General features: G+C 68.1%; 22 protein-coding genes. 15 read left to right on the plus strand and 7 right to left on the minus strand.

All coding sequences use genetic code 11. From position 1 onward, the window contains the following. Positions 1 to 47 precede the first annotated feature (47 nt). From I1E95_RS07215 to I1E95_RS07225, 3 genes are all read left to right on the plus strand, one after another. Positions 48 to 1,403 (plus strand): ClC family H(+)/Cl(-) exchange transporter, encoded by a 1,356-nt coding sequence (locus I1E95_RS07215; RefSeq protein ID WP_197166584.1) that lies wholly within the window; start codon positions 48 to 50, stop codon positions 1,401 to 1,403. A gap of 108 nt (positions 1,404 to 1,511) precedes the next feature. Beyond that, positions 1,512 to 1,961, plus strand: a complete 450-nt coding sequence (locus I1E95_RS07220) for a hypothetical protein (protein ID WP_197166585.1) — start codon at positions 1,512 to 1,514, stop codon at positions 1,959 to 1,961. Positions 1,962 to 2,078: 117 nt separating this feature from the next. Beyond that, positions 2,079 to 3,662: a radical SAM protein gene (locus tag I1E95_RS07225; protein WP_197166587.1), complete on the plus strand. Its 1,584-nt coding sequence runs from the start codon at positions 2,079 to 2,081 to the stop codon at positions 3,660 to 3,662. Here I1E95_RS07225 and I1E95_RS07230 read toward each other — a convergent pair. Then, the gene (locus tag I1E95_RS07230; protein ID WP_197166589.1) at positions 3,634 to 4,914 is read right to left on the minus strand and encodes an O-antigen ligase; all 1,281 of its coding nucleotides are present in this window, start codon (positions 4,912 to 4,914) and stop codon (positions 3,634 to 3,636) included. The two genes, I1E95_RS07225 and I1E95_RS07230, sit on opposite strands and share 29 nt — an antisense overlap. After that, entirely contained in the window at positions 4,911 to 5,765 is an 855-nt protein-coding gene (gene purU / locus I1E95_RS07235; RefSeq protein ID WP_197167235.1) for a formyltetrahydrofolate deformylase, read from the minus strand. Before purU ends, I1E95_RS07230 begins: the two co-directional genes overlap by 4 nt. A 118-nt stretch (positions 5,766 to 5,883) precedes the next feature. On the opposite strand from purU, the gene psbQ reads away from it, so the two are divergent. The 3 genes from psbQ (at position 5,884) to pstS (ending at position 8,568) form a co-directional block, all read left to right on the plus strand. Then, on the plus strand, positions 5,884 to 6,381 hold the full coding sequence (gene psbQ / locus I1E95_RS07240) for a photosystem II protein PsbQ (protein WP_197166590.1): 498 nt from the start codon (positions 5,884 to 5,886) through the stop codon (positions 6,379 to 6,381). A 47-nt stretch (positions 6,382 to 6,428) separates the two neighbouring features. After that, positions 6,429 to 7,493 carry an FAD-binding oxidoreductase gene (locus I1E95_RS07245; RefSeq protein ID WP_231594924.1) on the plus strand — a complete coding sequence of 355 codons (1,065 nt, stop codon included), beginning with the start codon at positions 6,429 to 6,431 and terminating at the stop codon, positions 7,491 to 7,493. A gap of 67 nt (positions 7,494 to 7,560) precedes the next feature. Further along, entirely contained in the window at positions 7,561 to 8,568 is a 1,008-nt protein-coding gene (gene pstS, locus I1E95_RS07250) for a phosphate ABC transporter substrate-binding protein PstS (protein WP_197166592.1), read from the plus strand. A 159-nt stretch (positions 8,569 to 8,727) separates the two neighbouring features. On the opposite strand, the gene dnaK is transcribed toward pstS, so the two are convergent. Further along, positions 8,728 to 10,647, minus strand: coding sequence for a molecular chaperone DnaK (dnaK, locus tag I1E95_RS07255; protein WP_197166594.1), 1,920 nt, complete (start codon positions 10,645 to 10,647; stop codon positions 8,728 to 8,730). Between the two features lie 154 nt (positions 10,648 to 10,801). Between dnaK and I1E95_RS07260 the strand changes: the two genes are divergently transcribed. The 4 genes from I1E95_RS07260 (at position 10,802) to I1E95_RS07275 (ending at position 13,258) form a co-directional block, all read left to right on the plus strand. After that, positions 10,802 to 11,728, plus strand: a complete 927-nt coding sequence (locus tag I1E95_RS07260; protein ID WP_197166595.1) for a shikimate dehydrogenase — start codon at positions 10,802 to 10,804, stop codon at positions 11,726 to 11,728. A 61-nt stretch (positions 11,729 to 11,789) separates the two neighbouring features. Beyond that, positions 11,790 to 12,257, plus strand: coding sequence for a Tic20 family protein (locus I1E95_RS07265; protein ID WP_197166596.1), 468 nt, complete (start codon positions 11,790 to 11,792; stop codon positions 12,255 to 12,257). A 115-nt stretch (positions 12,258 to 12,372) separates the two neighbouring features. Next, positions 12,373 to 12,726 carry a 30S ribosomal protein S6 gene (rpsF, locus tag I1E95_RS07270; protein WP_197166597.1) on the plus strand — a complete coding sequence of 118 codons (354 nt, stop codon included), beginning with the start codon at positions 12,373 to 12,375 and terminating at the stop codon, positions 12,724 to 12,726. Between the two features lie 70 nt (positions 12,727 to 12,796). Then, complete coding sequence (locus I1E95_RS07275; RefSeq protein WP_197166598.1) at positions 12,797 to 13,258, plus strand: hypothetical protein; 462 nt, start codon at positions 12,797 to 12,799, stop codon at positions 13,256 to 13,258. Positions 13,259 to 13,319: 61 nt separating this feature from the next. Here the strand turns inward: I1E95_RS07275 and I1E95_RS07280 are convergent, their stop codons facing one another. Further along, entirely contained in the window at positions 13,320 to 14,543 is a 1,224-nt protein-coding gene (locus I1E95_RS07280) for an argininosuccinate synthase (protein ID WP_197166600.1), read from the minus strand. Between the two features lie 4 nt (positions 14,544 to 14,547). Then, positions 14,548 to 14,811 (minus strand): hypothetical protein, encoded by a 264-nt coding sequence (locus tag I1E95_RS07285; protein WP_197166601.1) that lies wholly within the window; start codon positions 14,809 to 14,811, stop codon positions 14,548 to 14,550. A gap of 71 nt (positions 14,812 to 14,882) precedes the next feature. Here I1E95_RS07285 and I1E95_RS07290 point away from each other — a divergent pair, with 71 nt between their 5' ends. From I1E95_RS07290 to I1E95_RS07300, 3 genes are all read left to right on the plus strand, one after another. Further along, positions 14,883 to 15,134 carry a DUF3134 domain-containing protein gene (locus I1E95_RS07290; RefSeq protein ID WP_006172708.1) on the plus strand — a complete coding sequence of 84 codons (252 nt, stop codon included), beginning with the start codon at positions 14,883 to 14,885 and terminating at the stop codon, positions 15,132 to 15,134. Between the two features lie 74 nt (positions 15,135 to 15,208). Then, positions 15,209 to 16,294: a phospho-N-acetylmuramoyl-pentapeptide-transferase gene (gene mraY / locus I1E95_RS07295; RefSeq protein WP_197166602.1), complete on the plus strand. Its 1,086-nt coding sequence runs from the start codon at positions 15,209 to 15,211 to the stop codon at positions 16,292 to 16,294. Positions 16,295 to 16,343: 49 nt separating this feature from the next. Then, positions 16,344 to 16,586, plus strand: a complete 243-nt coding sequence (locus I1E95_RS07300; protein ID WP_197166603.1) for a hypothetical protein — start codon at positions 16,344 to 16,346, stop codon at positions 16,584 to 16,586. Between the two features lie 15 nt (positions 16,587 to 16,601). On the opposite strand, the gene I1E95_RS07305 is transcribed toward I1E95_RS07300, so the two are convergent. Further along, entirely contained in the window at positions 16,602 to 16,763 is a 162-nt protein-coding gene (locus I1E95_RS07305; RefSeq protein WP_370594583.1) for a cytochrome B6, read from the minus strand. Positions 16,764 to 16,857: 94 nt separating this feature from the next. Between I1E95_RS07305 and purT the strand changes: the two genes are divergently transcribed. Together purT and I1E95_RS07315 are read left to right on the plus strand one after the other, a co-directional pair. Beyond that, the gene (purT, locus tag I1E95_RS07310) at positions 16,858 to 18,045 is read left to right on the plus strand and encodes a formate-dependent phosphoribosylglycinamide formyltransferase (RefSeq protein WP_197166604.1); all 1,188 of its coding nucleotides are present in this window, start codon (positions 16,858 to 16,860) and stop codon (positions 18,043 to 18,045) included. Between the two features lie 61 nt (positions 18,046 to 18,106). Continuing rightward, positions 18,107 to 19,135 (plus strand): LCP family protein, encoded by a 1,029-nt coding sequence (locus tag I1E95_RS07315; protein WP_197166605.1) that lies wholly within the window; start codon positions 18,107 to 18,109, stop codon positions 19,133 to 19,135. A gap of 16 nt (positions 19,136 to 19,151) precedes the next feature. Here the strand turns inward: I1E95_RS07315 and I1E95_RS07320 are convergent, their stop codons facing one another. After that, positions 19,152 to 20,726: a dienelactone hydrolase gene (locus I1E95_RS07320; protein WP_231594925.1), complete on the minus strand. Its 1,575-nt coding sequence runs from the start codon at positions 20,724 to 20,726 to the stop codon at positions 19,152 to 19,154. Between the last annotated feature and the right edge of the window lie 5 nt (positions 20,727 to 20,731).

The raw sequence follows: 20,731 nt of genomic DNA on the forward strand, positions 1-20,731 counted from the left end.
GGGTCCAACCCCAGAAGGCGCGACTGACCACCTCCAGCATCCGGCGGATGCTGGAGGAGCACTGGCTCAAGGTGATCCTGGCGCTGGTGGTCACCGGGCTGGGGGCCGCCACAGCGGCTCTGCTGTTCAAGCTGGGGCTCGATGGGCTGGGGCGCCTGCGTCTGCGCATGCTCGCGCTCGGCCCCGACTGGCTGCTGCTGCCGGCCATCAGTGGCGGCGGCGGCCTGATCGCCGGTCTTCTGGTGCAGATCGGGGCACCTGCGGCCCAGGGGTCGGGGGTCCCCCAGGTGATGCAGTTCCTGCGCGGGCGGCCGATCCCGATGGGCTTCGAGGTGGCCGCGGTGAAGCTGGTGGCGGGGATCGTGGCCATCGGCAGCGGCTTTCCGCTCGGCCCCTCCGGCCCCTCGATCCAGATGGGCAGTTCCGTGGGCTGGATGATGGCCCGCCTGCTCAAGGCACCCAACGCCTTTCGGCGCATGATCGTGGCCGCCGGCGGCGGCGCGGGGATCGCGGCGGTGTTCAACGCGCCGATCGGCGGCTTCCTTTACACCCTCGAGGAGCTGCTGCAGGGGGCACGACCCGTGGTGATGCTGCTGGTGCTGGTCACCACCTTCTGGGCCGACACCTGGGCCGATCTGCTCGGCCTTGCCGGGCTGGGGATGCACAGCGCCGGCTGGAATCTGGGCCGGGGGTTCGTCCTGGAGCGGCAGGTCACCACCTATGTGGAGGTGTTGCCACTGGACCTGCTGGTGCTGTTCGTGGTCGGGGCCCTGGTGGCGGCGGGGGCCGAGACCTACTGCCGCTTCGTGGTCAGGCTGCACAACTGGCGACGCCAGCTGGGCATCCCCCTGGCCGGGGCCATGGCCGCGGCCGGGGTGGTGCTCGGTGTCGTCGACGCCCTGCTGCCCGCCGATTTCATCAACCGTGCGGGCATCCGCCAGGCCGTGGCGGAGGGTGACATCGACATCAGCAAAGCCCTGGCCATCGTCCTGGTGCTCTTTCTGAGCACTGGTCTGGCCGCGGCCGCAGGCACTCCCGGCGGGCTGTTCGCGCCGATGCTCACCCTCGGAGGGGCCCTGGGCCTGGCGGCGGCCGGGATGATGGAGCAGATGGGGATCAGTGCCCCGAACACCACGATCTTCGCCGGCATGGCGGCCTTCATGACCGCCTGCACGCGCACGCCGATGACGGCCACCTTCCTGACCTTCGCCCTCACCAAGGAGCTGCTGCTGCTCAAACCGGTACTGGTGGCCAGCCTGGGCAGCCTCGTGGTGGCCCGGCTGCTGCATCGCCAGTCGATCTTCCAGCGGCTGATCCCACCCGACCCCCCCCGCAGTGCCAGCGGCCAGGGGGTCGGCGGGCTGCCGGTGCTGTCGGTGCCGCTGAGGCCGCGGCAGCTCTGAGGCGGGGGAAGTCGGAACCGGCCCTTTTGTAGCTGAGGTTACAAAATGCCGCGCCGTCGGACGCTGCCGTATCCGCTGCATACCTTGAGGGCCGTCTGCTCCTCAACCATGAACGCCACACGTCTCTGGAGCCGCTCCGCCTGGGGTGGAGTGATCCTGGCCTCGCTCCTGCTCAGCAGCTGCCAGGGCGCCAAGGAGGGCATGAAGCAGGCCGGTGACGGCATGGGGGATGCGGCCAGGCAGGCAGCCGGTGATGCCGCCAGAACAGCCGTGTCCCCCGCAGTGGCTCCCCTGATGGACATCCTCAGCAAGGGCGAGAGCCAGATCAAGGCCGGCGACATGCAGGCCGCCGTGGCCACGATGGGTGGATTCGAAGGGGTCTTCAGGAAAGTGGGGCCTCTGATCCAGCCCCTGGCGGGCGACAAGTGGCCCGCCATCGAGGCCGCCGCCCAACAGGTGATCAGCACCTTCGGCGGCGCCACACCTCCCACCGCCGAGAGCGGCAGTGGGGCCATCACCACGCTGATGGGCCTGCTGAAGGGGCTCAAGACCACCTGAGCGACGACCAGTCCCCGGGGGTGACAGCCTGGAGGTCACTGCGCCGATGACCCTTCTCTGGACCAGGAAACCCTGCTGTTCGAACCGGCCCAGCCGGCGGCCCATGCGCTGCGCACCGTGCTGGCTTTCCCCAGCACCTACTCGGTGGGTATCACCAGCCTCGGCTTTCAGGTGGTCTGGGCGACCCTGGCGCGGCGATCCGACCTGGATGTGCGGCGACTGTTCACCGACCGTGGCGACCCCCCCCACCGCCACTGCGACCTGTTCGGGCTTTCCCTCAGCTGGGAACTGGATGGGCCGGTGCTGCTGGACCTGCTGGAGCAGCAGCGCATTCCGCTCTGGAGCCGGGACCGGGGAGAAGACGATCCGATCGTTTTCGGGGGCGGGCCGGTGCTCACCGCCAACCCCGAGCCCCTGGCCCCCTTCTTCGATGCCGTCCTGCTGGGTGACGGCGAACAGTTGCTGCCTGACTTCGTGGAGGCGGTGATCGCCCACCGGCAGGCCCCCAGAGCCGAGCGTCTGCGCGCCCTGGCCCGGGTCCCGGGTGTGTACGTGCCGGCGCTCTACTCCCCGCGCTACGACTCCGAGGGCCGCCTGCTGGCAATCGAGCCCACGGAGACCGGCATCCCGGCGATCGTGGCCAAGCAGACCTGGCGGAGCAATACCCTCAGCCACTCCACGGTGATCACCCCCGAAGCGGCCTGGCCCTCGATCCACATGGTCGAGGTGGTACGCAGCTGCCCCGAACTCTGCCGCTTCTGCCTGGCCAGCTACCTCACCCTGCCGTTCCGCACACCATCACTGGACGATGGTCTGATCCCCGCTGTGGAAGCGGGTCTGGGCGCCACCCGCCGGCTGGGATTGCTGGGGGCCTCGGTGACCCAGCACCCCCAGTTCGACGACCTGCTGAGCTGGCTCGACCAGGACCGCTTCGAGGACACCCGGGTGAGTGTCAGTTCGGTGCGGGCCGCCACGGTCACCCCGCAGCTGGGGCGGATCCTGGCCCGGCGGGGAAGCAAATCGCTGACGATCGCCATCGAAAGTGGCAGCGAGCGGCTGCGCCGGGTGGTGAACAAAAAACTCAGCCGCGAGGAGATTTTCGCCGCCGCCCGCTACGCGAAGGAGGGCGGGCTCAGCGGCCTGAAGCTCTATGGCATGGCCGGCCTCCCCACGGAGGACGACGAGGACATCGAAGCCACAGCCGATCTGCTGCTGGCGCTGAAGAAGGCCACCCCAGGACTGCGCCTGAGCCTGGGGGTGAGCAGCTTCGTGCCGAAGGCCCACACGCCCTTCCAGTGGGAGCCGGTGCGACCGGAGGCGGAGAAGCGCCTGAAACGGCTGGCACGCCGCCTGCAGCCCAAGGGCATTGAACTGCGACCCGAGAGCTACGGCTGGAGCGTGATCCAGGCCCTGCTCTCGCGCAGTGACAGGCGCCTGGCACCGGTGATCGCGGCTGTGCGCGGCCGCCACGGCAGCCAGGGGGGGTGGAAGACCGCCTACCGCAGCGTCTGCGAGCAGCCTCAGGGAAACCTGCCGCCACCCCCGCCCTGGCAGGACGCGATCCATGACCTGTGGGAGCCGGAGCGGGTGCTTCCCTGGGAGCACCTGGAGGGGCCCCTGCCCAAGGCCACCCTGGCGCGTCACCGGCAGGAGGCCCTGGCGATCGACGGGGTCAGGCCCGCCGCCGAGGCTCCAGGCTGAGGGAAGAGGCGCGCAGACCGCAGAGCAGCACCCAGCCGGCGATGTTGATACGGCTGTCGTAGAGGGGAATATCGGTGGCGTGGAGCGCCATCAGCACCAGGAAGGCCGCCCACCAGGCGCGCTCGAACAACGCGCCGCTGGCCATCCCGCGGCGGGCCGCCTGAATCTGCAGGGCCAGAACCAGGCCCACGAGCAGCACCGCCACAAGAGCCCCATGGCTGACCGCCAGGTCGATCGGCAGATTATGGGGATGCCCATGCCAGATGCCGGCGGTGCGCAGCGGGTAGATCACACTGAAGGCGGCGGCGCCCCAGCCCAGCCAGGGTCGTTCCGCCACCAGCTGCAGGGCCACCCCCCACTGGTTGACCCGGGTGATGGCCAGAGGCCGGCGGCCGGCGAACTCCAGATCACTCAGCCGCTCCCAGATCACTCCGGGAACCAGGGCACGGGCGGGCTGCTGCAGCACCGGGGGCACCCCAGGCAGGCTGGCCAGCCCCACGGGCAGCAGCACCAGCAGCAGCAGGGGCAGGAGCCAGATCCAGCGGGCCGGACCCGCCACCAGGGGAAGCGCCAGCACCAGGGCCCCCCAGGCATTGCGGGAGTCGGTGAGGGCCATGGCGGCCACCAGGCCCACGGTGATCAGCAGCGCCGGCAGGCCCTTCCGCCACGACTGGCGGCCCTGCAGCAGGGCGGCCAGGGCAAAGGGCCAGACCAGGGCCAGCCAGGCTCCGGCGATGTTGGCGTAGTCGAACAGGCCGGCCAGGCGCCCGGGCGGGTTGCCGCCGGCCTTGAGGTGCCAGATGATCGCACCCCCCAGGATCTGAAATGGCCCGCTCCAGCCCCAGAAGAGCTGCCCCAGGCCGGTGACGATCACCGGTACGGTGCCGACCACCAGCCAGAGAGCCACCCGGCGGCGGGCCGGGGCTGAGGCCAGGTAGGGCTGGAACCCCCAGAAGGCCCAGAAGAACGGCAGCCAGTTGGCCAGACCCACCCAGGCCAGCCAGCCGCTGGAGGCGGTGAAACAGCCCAGCACCATCAGGGCCGACACCAGCAGCAGCATCTGGTTGACCCGATCACGCCACCAGGGCAGTCGCTGGCGGCAGCCCAGGATCAGGGCCACCAGCAGGAGGATCCCGGCCAGCAGGGCCGAACTGGCAAGCAGCAGCAGGCCCAGCTGAAAACACCGCCAACCCAGGGGCGAGGCGCCCTCGGGCCTCGTCGCATCAAGGCGCTGCAGCCACTCCTGCCTCACGAGAACACGGCGGTACGACCCCGGTAGACCATCACCTGACGGCGCAGATGCAGACGCAGAGCCCTGGCCAGGGCCAGCCGCTCCATGTCCCGACCCTTGCGGATCAGGTCCTCGACGTCATCCCGGTGGCTGACCGGCACGGTGGCCTGCTCGATGATCGGTCCGCCGTCGAGATCCTCGGTCACGTAGTGCGCCGTGGCCCCGATCAGCTTCACGCCCCGCTCCCAGGCCCGGTGATAGGGCTGAGCGCCCTTGAAGGCCGGCAGGAAGGAATGGTGGATGTTGATCACCATGGGGAAACGGGACAGAAATTCGGGGCTGAGCACCTGCATGTACTTGGCGAGCACCACCAGCTCGATGCCGTGCTCGTCGAGGAGCTGCAGCTGCACCCGCTCAGCCTCCTGCTTTGAGGCGGGCTGCACCGGCAGATGAACGAAACGTGCGCCGAAATCCTCGGCCAGGGCCTGGAGATCAGGGTGATTGGAGATCACCAGCGGCACCTGCATCGGCAACTCCCCGGCGCGCGTTCGCCAGAGCAGATCCACCAGGCAGTGATCCTGCTTGCTCACGAAGATCGCCACCCGCGCAGCGGTGTCGGAGAAATGGAGCTGGCCCACACCACCGAGCCGCTCCGCCAGAGCCGTCACCGCCGGCGCCATCGCCTCCCGTGGCAGTCCGAAACCTTCCAGTTGCCATTCGATCCGGCTGAGGAACAGCCCCGCGCCGGCATCGGTGTGGTGATCGGCATGGCGGATGTTGCCGCCGTTGGCCGCCACCCAGCCCGAGAGCTCACTGACCAGACCGGGACGGTCGGGGCAGATCAGCTGCAGAATCGCTGTGGGCACGCTCATCGGCACCGCGGGGCCTGTCTCGAGGGGCATTGTGCCCGTCGCTCCCCAGACCAGTCGCCAGAAGGGCAGACGGCCACACTGGAGCAACGTACAGTCGCGCCTGACTTTGGTGCTCGCCATGGCCGCTCAGCTGGTTTCCACCCTTCGTCATTCGCTGAGGCGGCTGGCCCTTGTGGCCCTCGCCGTCGTTCTCAGCTTCGGATTGGTGGCCTGCGATGGCGGCCAGGCCAAGAAGCCCCCGAGCATCAGCCCCGCCGACATGGCGATCATCCAGAGGCAGGCCGAGGGATTCCTCGCCGCCAAGGACCGTCTTCCCGAGCTGGCGTCACTGGTGAACGAGAAGAACTGGGTGTTCACGCGCAACCTGATTCACGGCCCGATGCAGGAAGTGGGCCGCGAAATGCTCTACATCAACCAGCGCCTTCTTCCCGCCGACCGCGCCGGGGCCACGGCCCTGGCCAACCAGCTCAAGAGCGCCCTCGCCGAGCTCGATGAGGCCGCCCGTCTCCAGGACGGTGAACGGCTGCGCAAGAGCTACATCAAGGTGGCCAGCGGCTTCGGCGCCTACGCCGAGGTCCTCCCCGCTGCCGCCCTGCCCAGCGGCTCCGAGGCCTGAGCCCCACCACCTCGGCAGCGGAGAACCCCGCCGATCCCCACTCCATTGTGGTGATCGGGGCAGGCATCGTGGCCCTGGCCACGGCCTGGCTCCTCCAGTGCCGCGGCCATCGGGTGCGGCTGATCGCCCCGGACGCCGACGGGCCGGATCTCCAGGAATGCCGCAGCGGCAGTGCCGCGGCTCTGGGCGTGCTGATGGCCCAGGTGTTCCGGCGCAGCAGGGGCCGCGCCTGGCGCCTGCGTCAGACCTCCCTGAGCCTCTGGACTCAGTGGTGCCAGGAGCTGAACGGGCGTGGCTGCCCCGTCCCCTTCCAGGCGGGCCTGCTGCTGGTGCCGCGGGACGAGGGCGAGGCCGAGCGGCTGCGGCTGCTGCTGATGGAACGCCAGGCTCTCGGCCTGCCCCTGAGCTGGTGGGAGCCATCCCGGTTGCAGGAGCTGGGTCTGGGCGACAACGGGAGACGCACGGGCGGCCTCCATTCCGCCGAGGACGGACAGCTGAATCCCCTGGTCGCCATGGATGCCTTTCGCCGTGATGGCCTGCGGCGGGGGCTGGAGCTGTTCAGCGACCGGGTGGTGGAGCTGGAGCGGCGGCCGGCAGGCTGGAGGGTGCATGGCCACTCAGCCGCGCAGGCCATGGAGACCGAGTGGGTGGTGGTCGCTGCAGGCCTGGCCAGCGAAGGACTGCTGGCCCCCCTGGGGCATCAGCGACCACTCCAGCCTGTCCTGGGCCAGTGCCTGGAGCTGGCCGTCACCCCACCGGCCCGCTGGCCCTGCCCTGTGGTGTGGCAGGGCCTCAACCTGGTGCCCCAGCCCAGCGGAAAGCTCTGGCTGGGGGCGACCCTGGAGCCTGGAGATCTTGCCGACCCGGGGCTCCTCGAGCCGATGCGGCAGCTGGCCGATGAGGCCCTGGGCGGCGGGCTGAGGGAGGCGGTGGTGATCCGCCGCTGGCAGGGACTGCGGGCCAGACCCATCGGCCGACCGGCCCCGCTGCTGGAGCAACTGGAGCCAGGACTGCTGCTGCTGTGCGGTCACCACCGCAATGGTGTCCTGCTGGCGCCCGCCTCAGCCCAGTGGGCCGTGGATCAGATCGAAGGTTCCCTTACCTGTCGTTAACGAACTGGGGGAGATGGCTGGATAGCGTCACCGGGTGACTGCAGGCCCGAAGAGTTTTCTCCCCACCATGAAACGACGTCAGCCCAATTCCCTCGCCAAGGTCGGTACGGCCCTGGGTCTCAGCCTCAGCCTGGCCCTCTCCGCCTGCGGAAGTGGCGGCGGCGGTGGCGGTGTCACCGGCAGCCTCAATGGAGCCGGTGCCTCCTTCCCGGCTTCGATCTATCAGCGCTGGTTCCAGGATCTGGCCAGCGAGGGCATCAACGTCAACTACCAGTCGGTGGGTTCAGGAGCTGGCGTGCGTCAGTTCGTGGCCGGCACCATCGATTTCGGAGCCTCCGACGCGCCGATGAAGGACAAGGACATCGCCAAGGTCGAGCGAGGCGTGGTTCAGGTGCCGATGACGGCGGGTGCCATCGCCGTGGCCTACAACCTGCCGGGCTGTGATCTCAAGCTCAGCCAGGAGCAGGTGGTGGGAGTGTTTCTCGGCAAGATCAAGAACTACAAGGATCTGGGCTGCGCCGACAAGCCGATCACCGTGGTGCACCGCTCGGACGGCTCCGGCACCACCTACAACTTCACCAACAGCCTGGCGGCTTTCAGCGACGAGTGGAAGAACGGACCCGGGGCGGCCAAGTCGGTGGCCTGGCCCACGGGTGTGGGTGCCAAGGGCAATGAAGGCATCGCCGCCACCTTGAAACAGACACCCGGCGGCATCGGCTACGTGGAAACCGCCTATGTGCAGGGTGAACTGCAGGCAGCGGCCGTGCAGAACAAGAGCGGCGACATGCTCAAACCCACGAACGAAACGGCCAGTGCTGCTCTGGGATCGATCGACATCGGAGCGGACCTGGTGGGCAGCGATCCCAATCCTGCCTCCGGCTATCCAATCGTGACCTTCACCTGGATCCTGCTTTACAAGACCGGCAACGGTGACAAGACCGCGCTGCTCCAGAAGGTGTTCGAGCACACCCTCTCGCCCAAGGCCCAATCACTGGCCCCCGAACTGGGCTATGTGAGCCTGCCCCCCGAAGTGGTGGCCCGGGCCAAGGAAGCCGTGGCCAGCATCGGCAAGTAATCCCCGCCAGTCGTTCTGCTCCTGGACCCAGGACAGGTTCTGGATCCAGGAGCAGAACAACCCCCTCCTTGCAGTGCAAGGAGGGGGTCCTGGTTGAGGCCTTGGTCGACGATCGAGGCGGGCGACTGGAGGAGCCACCCGGCCACGATCACGACCCGTTCACTTGCTCTCGGTGAATTCGGCGTCGATCACATCATCGGCACCGGGGGCACCGGATGACGTGGCACCGGCGGCACCATTGCCACCAGGTTCAGCACCGGAGGCGCCGGCCTCAGCTCCGGCCTGCTGATACACCGAGGCTCCCACCTCGTAGAGCTCCTTCTGAAGATCCTCGAAGCGGGTCTTCATCGCGTCGTAGTCCTCCTTGTCGACGGCGTCCTGGAGCTGCTTGCGCTTCTCCTCCATCTTCGCCTTGACCTCCGCACTGACCTTGTCGCCGAGGTCGGTGAGCTGTTTCTCGGACTGATAGATGAGGGTTTCGGCCTGGTTCTTCAGGTCGATGCGTTCGCGCTTCTCCTTGTCGGCCGCGGAATTGGCCTCGGCATCCTTGACCATCTTCTCCACCTCGGTCTCACTGAGGGTGGACGCCCCGGTGATCGAGATGCTCTGCTCCTTGCCGCTGCCCTTGTCCTTGGCGGTGACGCTGAGGATGCCGTTGGCGTCGATGTCGAAGGTGACTTCGATCTGAGGGACGCCGCGGGGGGCCGGCGGGATGCCGTCGAGCCGGAAGGTGCCCAGGCTCTTGTTGTCGGAGGCGAGTTCGCGCTCACCCTGGAGCACGTGGATCTCCACGTTGGTCTGGCCATCCACCGCGGTGGAGTAGACCTCGGCCTTCTTGGTGGGGATGGTGGTGTTGCGGGTGATCATCTTGGTCATCACGCCGCCAAGGGTTTCCACACCCAGCGACAGCGGGGTGACATCCAGCAGCAGGATGTCCTTGACTTCGCCGGCCAGCACACCGCCCTGAATGGCGGCCCCCACGGCCACCACCTCGTCAGGGTTCACCGTCTGGTTGGGCTCCTTGCCGGTGACGCGCTTGACCAGTTCAAGCACCGCGGGGATGCGGGTGGAACCGCCCACCATCACCACCTCATCGAGCTCGCTGCTGGAGAGCTTGGCGTCCTTGAGGGCCTGCTCCACCGGTACGCGGCAGCGGTCGATGAGCTTGGAGGCCAACTCCTCGAACTTCGCCCGGGTGAGGGTGAGATCGAGGTGCTTGGGACCCTCCGGAGTGGCGGTGATGAACGGCAGGTTGATCTCGCTCTGGGTGGCGCTGGAGAGCTCGATCTTGGCCTTCTCGGCGGCCTCGGTGAGGCGCTGCAGGGCCTGCTTGTCCTGGCGCAGATCGATGCCTTCGTTGGCCTTGAACGTATCGGCCAGATGATCGACGATCACCTTGTCGAAGTCGTCGCCGCCCAGGTGGGTGTCACCACTGGTGGAGAGCACCTCGAAGACGCCGTCGCCCACCTCGAGAACCGAAACGTCGAAGGTGCCGCCGCCCAGGTCGAAGACCAGGATGCGCTCGTTGCTCTTGCGATCGAGGCCATAGGCCAGCGCCGCCGCCGTGGGCTCGTTGATGATGCGCAGCACCTCGAGGCCCGCGATCTTGCCGGCATCCTTGGTGGCCTGGCGCTGGGAATCGTTGAAGTACGCCGGAACGGTGATCACCGCCTGGGTGACGGTTTCACCCAGGTACTTGCCGGCGTCGTCGGCCAGTTTGCGCAGCACCTGGGCCGACACTTCCTCGGGGGCGAACTGCTTGTTCAGCACCGGGCACTTCACCTTGACATTGGCGCCCGACTTTTCGACCCCATAGCTCACTTCCTTCGATTCCTCGTTCACCTCATCGACGCGACGGCCGATGAACCGCTTCACTGAGTAGAACGTGTTCTCCGGGTTCATCACCGCCTGGCGCTTGGCGATCTGACCCACCAGCTGATCCTGGTTCTTGGTGTAGGCCACCACCGATGGTGTGGTCCGGAACCCTTCCGCGTTGGCGATCACGGTGGGCTTGCCGCCCTCCATCACCGCCACGCAGCTGTTCGTCGTGCCCAGGTCAATGCCGACAACCTTGCCCATGGGTTCTCACCTCCTCTGAATTGAATGTTCTGTCCCATGCATCTTCATCAGTGGGGGCCACCGCAGGCGAGGTGTGGTTTCCGAACAGTGGGCGGGCGGGCGGCGTCCAGACCCGTACATTTCGCTGCCGGCATCGCCCCGGACCCCAGCCGCCATGTCCTCTGAGATCTCCGCCCACACCGCGCTCGTGGCCGTTCTCGGCGATCCGGTTCGCCACTCCCTGTCGCCGGCCATGCACAACGCCGCTCTGCGGGAGCTCGGTCTCGACTGGGTCTATCTGGCTCTGCCGGTGCAGGCCACGGATCTGGCGGTGGTGCTGAGAGGTCTGGAGGCCGTCGACTGCCGCGGACTGAACGTGACGCTGCCCCACAAGCGGGCGGTGGCGGAACTGGCGGCGGAGCTGACTCCCCTGGCCCGGCGGGTCGGGGCCGTGAACACCCTGGTGCGACGCGAGGGCGGCGGCTGGCTGGGCACCAACACCGATGTGGAGGGATTCCTCGCGCCGCTGCGGGCCGGCACCGGCGCGGCAGCGGGTTCGGCACCGGACCTGGCGGGCGGGCGGGCTGTGGTGCTGGGCTGCGGCGGCAGCGCCCGGGCTGTGGTGGCGGCCCTGGCGGAGCTGGGGCTGAAGCGGATTCAGCTGGCCGGTCGGCGGCCCGAAGCCCTGGCGGCGTTCCTGGAGGAGTGCGGGTCTTGGACCCCGCAGCTGAGTGGAGTGGCCTGGCCGGCGGCGGCCATTGAGCGCGGTGATCTGCTCAGGGCGCTGGCCGAGGCCGATCTGGTGGTCAACACCACGCCGGTGGGCATGGGAACCAGCTCCAGTGCCTGCCCCCTGGATGCGGCTGAGCTCGACGCCCTGCGCGCGGGCAGCCTGGTCTACGACCTGATTTACACCCCCCGGCCAAGCCGCCTGCTGCTGGAGGCCCGTCAGCGGGGCTGCGGTGTGCTCGATGGCCTGGAGATGCTGGTGCAGCAGGGGGCCGCTGCCCTGCGGCTCTGGATCGGAGAAGGCGCCGTGTCCAGACCGCTGCCACTGGCCGCGATGCGCCAGGCCGCGCTCGATCAGCTGGGCAGCCCCTGACACCGGCCCCCGGAGATCCCCCCCTAGCCTGGGTGGACTGAAGCCGACACATCCCGCATCCATGGAAGGCCCCCCGCTCTGGCAACGGCTCCTGGCCGTGCTGGCCTATCTGCTGCCCTGGAGTGACGGGGTGCCGTTCGGCGAGGCCCTGTTCGGCCTGGTGCCGGCGCTGCAGTGGCTGGTGCTGCCGGCCCTGCCGCTGATGGCCCTGCAGCAGCAGATCCCCTTCGGGGGGTTTCTGCTCTTCCTGGTGCTGTTCCTGGCGGTGGTGCGCAATGCCCGGGTGCCCTACTTCATCCGCTTCAACGTGCTGCAGGCGATCCTGATCGACATCGTGCTGATCCTGCTCTCGCTGGCCTTCAGCGTTCTGCTGCGCCCGCTGGGGGCCGGCTTCGCCTTGCGCACCCTCAGCAACACCGTGTTTCTGGGCACGCTGCTGCTGGTGGTGTTCTCGGTGGTGCAGAGCATCCGTGGCCGTGAACCCGACATCCCCACGGTCTCGGAAGCGGTGCGCATGCAGCTCTACTGATCCCGCCGGAGGGAGAGCCTGGGAGGGAGGAGACCGGCAGGTAGGCTGATCGATCCGTTGCTGGCAGCGTTCTGCCGCCGGCCTCCCACGAGCCCATCACGGAGCCTCAGCCCCCATGTCGCAGAAGCCTTACTACGAAACCATGTACATCCTTCGTCCGGACATCCCGGAGGAAGAGGTGGAAACCCATGTGGCCAAGTACCGCGACCTGCTCACCGAAGCAGGCGCTGAAGTGCTCGATTGCCAGATGCGCGGCAAGCGCCGCCTGGCCTACACGATCGCCAAGCACCGCGAAGGCATCTACGTCCAGCTCAACCACGATGGTGACGGCCAGCAGGTGGCCCTTCTGGAGCGCGCCATGCGGCTCAGCGAGGACGTGATCCGCTACCTCACGGTCAAGCAGGACGGTCCGCTGCCCACCCCCCGCAGCGCTCCTGCGGCCACTGAACCGGTTGCAGCCGAAGCCTGAGCCAGCACGGATCGACGAATCCCGCTCAACCTGGGGATGATGGGTCTGCCTCTCATCCCTGGCCAGCTTCATGGCTACAGACCTCCCCAGGCCAGGAGTGACACCACCGGTGCCGATTCCGGCCGAACTGCGCAGCCCCGAGCCAGAGTCAGAGCCGCTGGACGACCGGCTGAGACGTGAGCTGCGGGAGACGACCCTCGAGCTGGAGGTCACAAAGGCCCAGCTGTCGACCTGCCAGCAGGACCTGGAGCGGGCGCGACGCCATCTGGCCGATCTCGAGGAACTGATCAGGGATCTGCCGCAGATTTTCGAGCGCAAATTTCATCAGCGCCTGCAGCCCCTGCTCGATCAGCAACAGCTGCTGGCCCAGGACAATCATGCCCTCCGGGAGCAGGCAAGACGCCTGCTGCCTCCAGCACCGCCACCTCCCCCACCAGCCCCTGAGATCGAGCCCACGCCAGCGCCCGACTCAAGCCAGCAGGATGTGCTGGCGCCTTTGAGGGCCCTGCGGCAGCGCTGGCTCAGACGTTGAGGTTGAGGCGTTGACCCGGGACCCCCGCCGCAACTGCCGGCCGCGAGAGGCTGGTGGGGCTTCAGGCCCGGCGCCGGCTGGCCGCCCAGAGGCGAGTGGGCATCCCCCACACGTAGATGAATCCCTCGGCGGCCCGGTGATCGAAGCGATCGTCGCTGCCATAGGTGGCCATGGCGGGCACGTAAAGGCTGTCGCTGCTGCTGGCACGACCGATCACCACGGCATTGCCCTTGTGCAGACGCAGGCGGACCACGCCATTGACCGTGGCCTGGGTGCAGTCCAGGAAGCCATCGAGGGCCTGCTTGAGAGGGCCGAACCAGAGTCCCTGATAGACCAGGTCAGCCCAGCTGGATTCGATCTGGCGCTTGTAGCGCATCACATCGGCGGCCAGGGTGAGGCTCTCCAGCTCCTGGTGAGCTCGAATCAGCAGCAGCAGGCCAGGCGTTTCATAGATCTCCCTTGACTTGATCCCCACCACTCTGTTCTCGATGATGTCGAGGCGGCCGAAACCATGGAGGCCGGCCAGCTCATTGGCGCGGCGGATCACAGCGACCGGATCGAGACTCTCTCCATCGATCGCCACCGGGTTGCCCTGCTCGAAGGCGATCTCCACCACCTGGGGCTCATCCGGGGTGTCGCGGATCGAGCGGGTCATCGCGAACACCTCTTCGGGAGGCTCGACCATCGGATCCTCCAGCGGACCCGCCTCGATGCTGCGGCCCAGCAGGTTGAGATCGATCGAATAGGGGTTCTTCTTGCTCACCGGCGCCGGGATGCCGCAACGCTCGCCATAGGCAATCGTTTCCTCACGGCTCATGGCCCATTCCCTCGCCGGAGTGAGCACCTTCAGATCGGGAGCCAGGGCACCGATCGCCACATCGAAACGCACCTGATCATTGCCTTTGCCCGTGCAGCCATGGGCCACGGCATCGGCGCCCTGCTCCCGCGCCACCTCCACCAGCCGGCGGGCGATCAGGGGGCGGGCCAGGGCTGTGGAGAGGGGATAGCGACCCTCGTAGAGGGCATTGGCACGGATGGCGGGGAAGGCGAACTCGCGGATGAAGGGATCGATCAGATCCCCCACGATCGACTGGCTGGCACCGGAGTCGAGCGCCTTCTGGCGGATCGGCTCCAACTCATCGCCCTGGCCGAGGTCGGCGGCGAAGGTGATCACCTCCTCGACTCCCCATTCCTGTTTGAGGTAGGGAATGCAGACACTGGTGTCGACCCCGCCGGAGTAGGCGAGCACCACCCGCTTTGCCCTGGCGCCCTGCTCCTGTGCCATCCCCTCAGTCCTGTGCGTTCGAGCTGTTGCAGGATTGTCCCTCGTCACCGTCACCGGAGCGTCCCGCGGCGGCGGTGGTCACCCGGTCCCAGCGGCTGGCGATCCAGACCCCCATCAGCAGCGGTGGAATCAGCACCAGCCCCCACACCTGCCAGGGAACAACGGCCAGGGGTTCGGGCCAGCGCTGGCCGGCCGACACCAGCAGGGCACTGATCAGCAGAGCCAGGCTCCAGCCCAGGATCAGCGAAGGGAGTTTACCGTCGGCCAAGGAGATGGTTCGGGGTGCTGGCCTATGGTGGTCGATCGGCGTCCAACGGTTGCACGCTTCACAGGCTTTCCATGAGCACCCTCGACAGCATCAACCCCTCCCTCACCCGCTACCGGCGGGATGAGCCGGCGCCGGTGCTGCCCTTGCGGGATGAGCCCGATCTGCTCAGCTGGCTGGAGAGCAGCGGCCGGCTGGTGGCCGATGAGGAAACCGCCGCTCCGGATGTGAGCACGGTGGAAGAAGAGGAGCTCTCGGCTCTGATGGGCGAGAAGGAGGAGTACAACCAGGCCGATGAGCAGTCGGATGAAAACTGGGAAGATTGAGATCCTGACCTAAGGTCCGGCCGCATCGCCACAGCGCCACGGCGGCGCCCGGACTCTTGGCCCGAACAACCCCAATGCCGGCCCCAGGGGCCACCGCCGCTCCAGCCGATGGTCGGCTCAGTGCCCTGGGACTGACCCTGGGCCTGCTGATGGTCTGCATGCTCTGCGACGGCCTCAGCGGCGCTCCCCAGCTCACGCCGCCCCTGCTGGTGGCCGCCCTGGTGAGCTGGGCGCTCTGCCACTGGGGGGTGCCCCGGCTGCGGGCCCTGAAACTCGGCCAGGTGATCCGGGAGGAGGGCCCCCAGGCTCACCACGGCAAGGCCGGAACGCCCACCATGGGCGGCCTGCTGGCGGTGCCGGCAGGGGTGATCGTGGGCGGACTGGTCTCCCCCGGCGACGACCGGCTGCTGGCAGTGGCGGCAGTCACCCTGGCCTACCTGGCCATTGGCGGTGTCGACGACTGGCGCAGCCTCACCCGCCAGACCAACACCGGCCTGACACCCCGCGGCAAGCTGCTGCTGCAGGCTCTGGCGGCGGCCCTGTTCCTGGCCTGGGCTCAGTGGAACCTCTGGATCCACACCGATGTCTCCCTGGCCCTGGGCTGGGTGCTGCCCCTCGGTCTGCTGATCCTGCCCGTGGGGTTGTTCGTGTTCCTGGCGGAGAGCAACGCCACCAACCTCACCGACGGCCTCGATGGCCTGGCCGCCGGTTGCGGCGCCATCGTCTTCACCGGCTTCGGCGCTCAGCTGATGCTGCGGGGGTCCCTGGGGGATCCGGCCATGGCTGGCTTCTGCGCCGCCATGGCCGGGGCCTGGCTGGGGTTCCTTGCCCACAACCGCCACCCGGCCCGGGTGTTCATGGGCGATACAGGCTCGCTGGCCATGGGGGCGGCCCTGAGCGCGGTGGCCCTGCTCAGCGACAGTCTCTGGCCGCTGCTGCTGATGGGAGGCGTGTTTCTGGCGGAATCGCTCTCGGTGATCCTGCAGGTGTGGGTGTTCAAGGCCACCAAGGGGCCCGATGGCCAGGGCCGCCGCCTCTTCCGCATGGCACCTCTGCATCACCATTTCGAACTGGGGGGCCTGCCCGAGCTCAAGGTGGTTGTGCGCTTCTGGGGGGCAAGCGCGCTGCTGGTGCTCCTGGGATTGCTGTTGTTGCCCTGAGCGGATCGGCAGCAGACTTGAGAGGTGAAAGAAGAAACGGGAGTCTGAAATGGCCTACTTCACCTGGAAGGAACAGGGTCTGACCGCCGATTGCGCCAGCCTCGAGGCCATGGCGGCCCGCTTCGAGGAGGCGGCGGCGCTGATGCGGCGCATGGCCGCTGAGGGCTTCAGCCTGGAGCGGCACAGCGACGGGCAGCACATCACCCATCCCGATGCGGGTGTGTTCGAGGCCTACGGGTTCATCAGCGAGGAGCCGCCGGTGCGCCAGCTCGATCTGATCCCGGGAACCTGAGCGGTTCCCCTGCCGTCAGCGGCGCAGGTAACCCACCACCCAGACGGCCACGAACCCCAGCGAGGAGAGCACCAGATAGATCAGGGCCCACTTCTGGAACGTGGCGATGTCCTGGCCGAACACCAGGCCGGACTGGGCATCACCGGCGGTGGAGAAGGCGAACAGGAGGCTCAGCACGGTGGTCGGGCGCGGACGCCTTCTCTAGCAGGCATGGCCAGGCTCCAGCCGGCTTGGCCGGGGGCGAGGATCGGGGACGATTGCCACGAGTCCCATGGCCGCCGCCCCGTTCCCGCGAACCCTGATGCTGCTGGGCAGCGGTGAACTGGGCAAGGAGGTGGCCATCGCCGCCCAGCGGCTGGGCTGCCGGGTCATCGCCGTCGACCGCTATGCCGGTGCTCCGGCGATGCAGGTGGCCGATCTGGCTGAGGTGATCACCATGTCCGACCCGGAGGCTCTCAAGACAGTCGTGAGGCGCCACCGCCCCGATCTGGTCATCCCGGAAATCGAGGCCCTGGCCGTGGATGCCCTGGCGGAGATCGAAGCGGAAGGGATCACGGTGATTCCCACGGCCCGGGCCACAGCCGTGACCATGAACCGCGACAGGATCCGGGACCTGGCCGCCGGCACGCTCGGCCTGCGCACGGCCCGCTTCGCCTACGCCGGGAGTGCCGAGGAGCTGGCCGCGGTGGCGGCTCCCCTGGGCTGGCCCGTGGTGGTCAAGCCGGTGATGAGCTCCTCCGGCAAGGGCCAGAGCGTGGTGCGCTCGGAGGACGGCCTGGCCGCCGCCTGGCAGGCGGCTCTGGACGGGGCCCGGGGCGCCGGCGCCCGGGTGATCGTGGAGGAGTTCCTGTCCTTCGAGCTGGAGATCACCCTGCTCACGGTCCGGCCCTGGTCCGGCCCCACCCTCTTCTGCCCGCCGATCGGCCATGTGCAGGAGCGCGGCGACTACCAGTGCAGCTGGCAGCCGGCCGCCCTCGGCGAAGCACAGCTGGCGTCCGCCCAGGCCATGGCCCTGGCCGTCACCGACGAGCTGGGGGGCGCCGGGCTGTTCGGGGTGGAGTTCTTCCTGTGCGGCGAGCCGGGCCGGGAGGAGGTGGTCTTCTCCGAGCTCTCCCCCCGTCCCCACGACACTGGCCTCGTCACCCTGATGGGGCAGAACCTGAGCGAATTCGAGCTGCATCTGCGGGCGGTGCTGGGCCTGCCGATCCCCGCCATCCGCTCCAGCTCTGCCGCCGCCAGCCGGGTGATTCTGGCGGATCAGACCCTCGACGCCGTTGCTTACACCGGAGTGGCCGAGGCCCTGACAGAACCTGACACCCAGGTGCTGCTGTTCGGCAAACCCAGTGCCCGCCCCAATCGCCGCATGGGGGTGGCCCTGGCCAGCGGGGTGGACGTGGCTGAGGCACGGGCACGGGCTGATCGTGCCGCCGGTCAGATCACAGTGGTGGCGCCAGGCTGAGCAGCGCGGCCCCTGGCCTTCAGCCGTGTTCGGTTATATGGTGCGCCGGTCAGGACTCCCCATGGCTCAGTCCCAGCGTCACCACAACCGACCAGCCACCGGCAAGGTCGACGCTGCCAATCAGGCTGAGCGCGCGGCAGCGACGGTCGTTGCCCTCAGCCGCCGCCAGGGGCGCAGCGAACCCAGGCCCCTCGGTCTGCTGGGTCGTGCCCTGCGTCCAGCCGTTCTGGTGGCCTTCGCGAGCGGCATCGGCCTGGGCTATGGCCTGTCAGGCCCACTGCCACGGCTGATCGGTCCCGCCCTGGCGGCCCTGACCCATACGGCTCCGACACTGGGCAAGCTGGTGCCCGCGCTCCCCATCGCGCAGCACCGCATCTTGATCCTGGGCTCCGACCAGATCAGCGGCAGCACCGACGTGATGGTGGTCGTCGACATCCACGACGGCACCACCAAGCTCACCCAGGTGCCTCGGGACACGTTCATCGAATCGAGTCGCTTCGGTGTGCTCAAGGCCAACGCCCTCTACGCCTCCGGAGGGGTGGAGGCGGTCAAGGAGGAGCTCACGGCTCTGCTGGCCACCCCGGTGGACCGTTATCTGCTGGTGAATCTGGATGCGGTTCAGAACCTTGCCGAGGCCCTTGGGGGTGTCGAGGTGGATGTGCCCAAGCGCATGTACTACACCGACAGCCGCCAGGGGCTCTACATCGATCTCTACCCCGGCATACAGCTACTCAAGGGCAAGGACCTGGAGGGCTTCCTGCGCTTCCGCAACGACGAACTGGGAGACATTGGCCGGATGGAACGCCAGAAGCTGGTCTTCCGCGAAGTGTTCCGCAAACTGGCCCAGCCCAGCACCGTGACCCGTCTGCCGGAGCTGCTCCGGATCGCCGGCAACGACATCAGCACCGATCTCTCACCCCTGGAGCTGGGGAATCTGATCAGCAAGCTGGGTGGCACCAACCTCAGCACCGATCGGCTGGCAGGTCGCCTGTACTGGCACGACGACCTGAGCTACTGGATGCCGGATCTGAACACGAAGCATGCCGCCTCCGTGGAGGCTGAGCCCGGCGAACCGGAATCCAGCCCCTGAGGCTTCGGTGTCCGTTTCAGGGAGACCCCAGCTGAGCCGAGGTGATCCCCACCAAGGGCATGCCGGCGTCACCCCAACCGTTGGCAGGCAGCAGCTCGGGTGCGCCCGGGCCGGGTTGTACCGCGGCGCCGGCGGCGAAGCCTCCGTTGGTCCAGGCCAGCAGCAACCCACGAAGGGCACCTCCACCTTCGGCCAGGGGGGACCCCAGGTTGAAGTGATCGCCACCGCGCACCAGCACGAGACGATGGCCGCCCCCGCCACGGCTGGCCTCGCGGCGCATCGGCCGGATCGCTTCCGGATCCGGTGGCACCACCCAGTCGCGGGTGCCACTCACCAGCAGCACGCGGGCGTTCATGCCCTGTCCCGCACCTGTGTCGAAGAGCAGCGACATCGGCGGACTGACGGCCACACCCACCTTGACGCGGGGATCGGCCAGGGCCGCCTGATCGGCGGCACCGAGGAAGCTGCACTGCAGCACCCAGCTGAGGTTGCGCTCCGGGTCCAGCACCTCGTCGCAGCGCGTCTTGAGCTGGCTGTCGCTGGGCCTGGCTCCCGCCAGCTGCAGCACGGTGGTGGCCCCCCACGACTGGCCGAGCACCGCCACGAACGTGGTGTTCAACGTTGTGGGCAGGCCGGCGAGACCCGCCGCGGCCCCGTCAATCACGGCTGAGACATCCAGGGGCCGCAGACGCAGCTCATCCGCCCCCGGCGGAGGCACCTTGCCGGAGAGCATGGCCTGCTGCTGACCCTGATCACTGCCCGGGTGGTAGGGCAACAGCACCGTGTAGCCGTGGCTGGCCAGGTGGCTGGCCCAGCCCTCGAAGCTCTCCGGTGCATCCCAGAGCCCATGGGAGATCACCACCAGCCGGCCGCTCGCCCCTCTGGCGGGGCTGATCTGCACCACCTGCAGCGGCTTGGGCCGATGGGGGGCCGGCAGGGTGATCAGCTTTCGTTCCACCGTCAGAGGTCCGGGCTGACTGAGGGCCGGATCAACACTCGCCGGAGTTCGCCCAGCGATCAGTCGATCGGCCGGTTCCTGCTGATTGGCAAGCCGCCGGACCACGAACAGGGCCCGGCCCAGGTCCACCGAGGCGGTGGTGCCCGGCAGGGCCTTCATCACGCTCAGCATGGTCAGGGGGCCCTGGGCGGCTGCCTTGTCCAGCGCCCTGGAGAGATCCCTGCTCTCAAGCTGGGCCGGCAGGCCATCGATGCCCCCCAGGGCGGAGACCAGGAGCAGCGCCTGGTTGAGCATGGGCGAACCTTCGGCCTCGTTCACCACCGCAGGCACCTGCAGCGGCAGCGGGGCATTGAACAGGCCCACCAGCCTGCGACCGATGAGCCCGTTGGTGGCCTGATCCAGTTCAGCCAGATCGCTGTTGCCGGTGAGCAGTCGATCGGTGTTGCTGAGCTCCTCGAGATTCACGCTGAAGCTGGTCTTGAGTAAGGGCAAGAGCAGCTCCACCCGCTCCAGCGCGCTGGCAGGACTTTGCAGGAACGGGACCGAACCCAACAGCCCGGCGAGGGTGAGCAACAGAGGAGCTGCCGGAGCGAAACGAAGCGCGCGCAAGTGATGGCACCCGAGGATCTCCATGATCT

It is taken from the genome of Synechococcus sp. CBW1107, from assembly GCF_015841355.1.
GTDB lineage: Bacteria > Cyanobacteriota > Cyanobacteriia > PCC-6307 > Cyanobiaceae > Regnicoccus_A.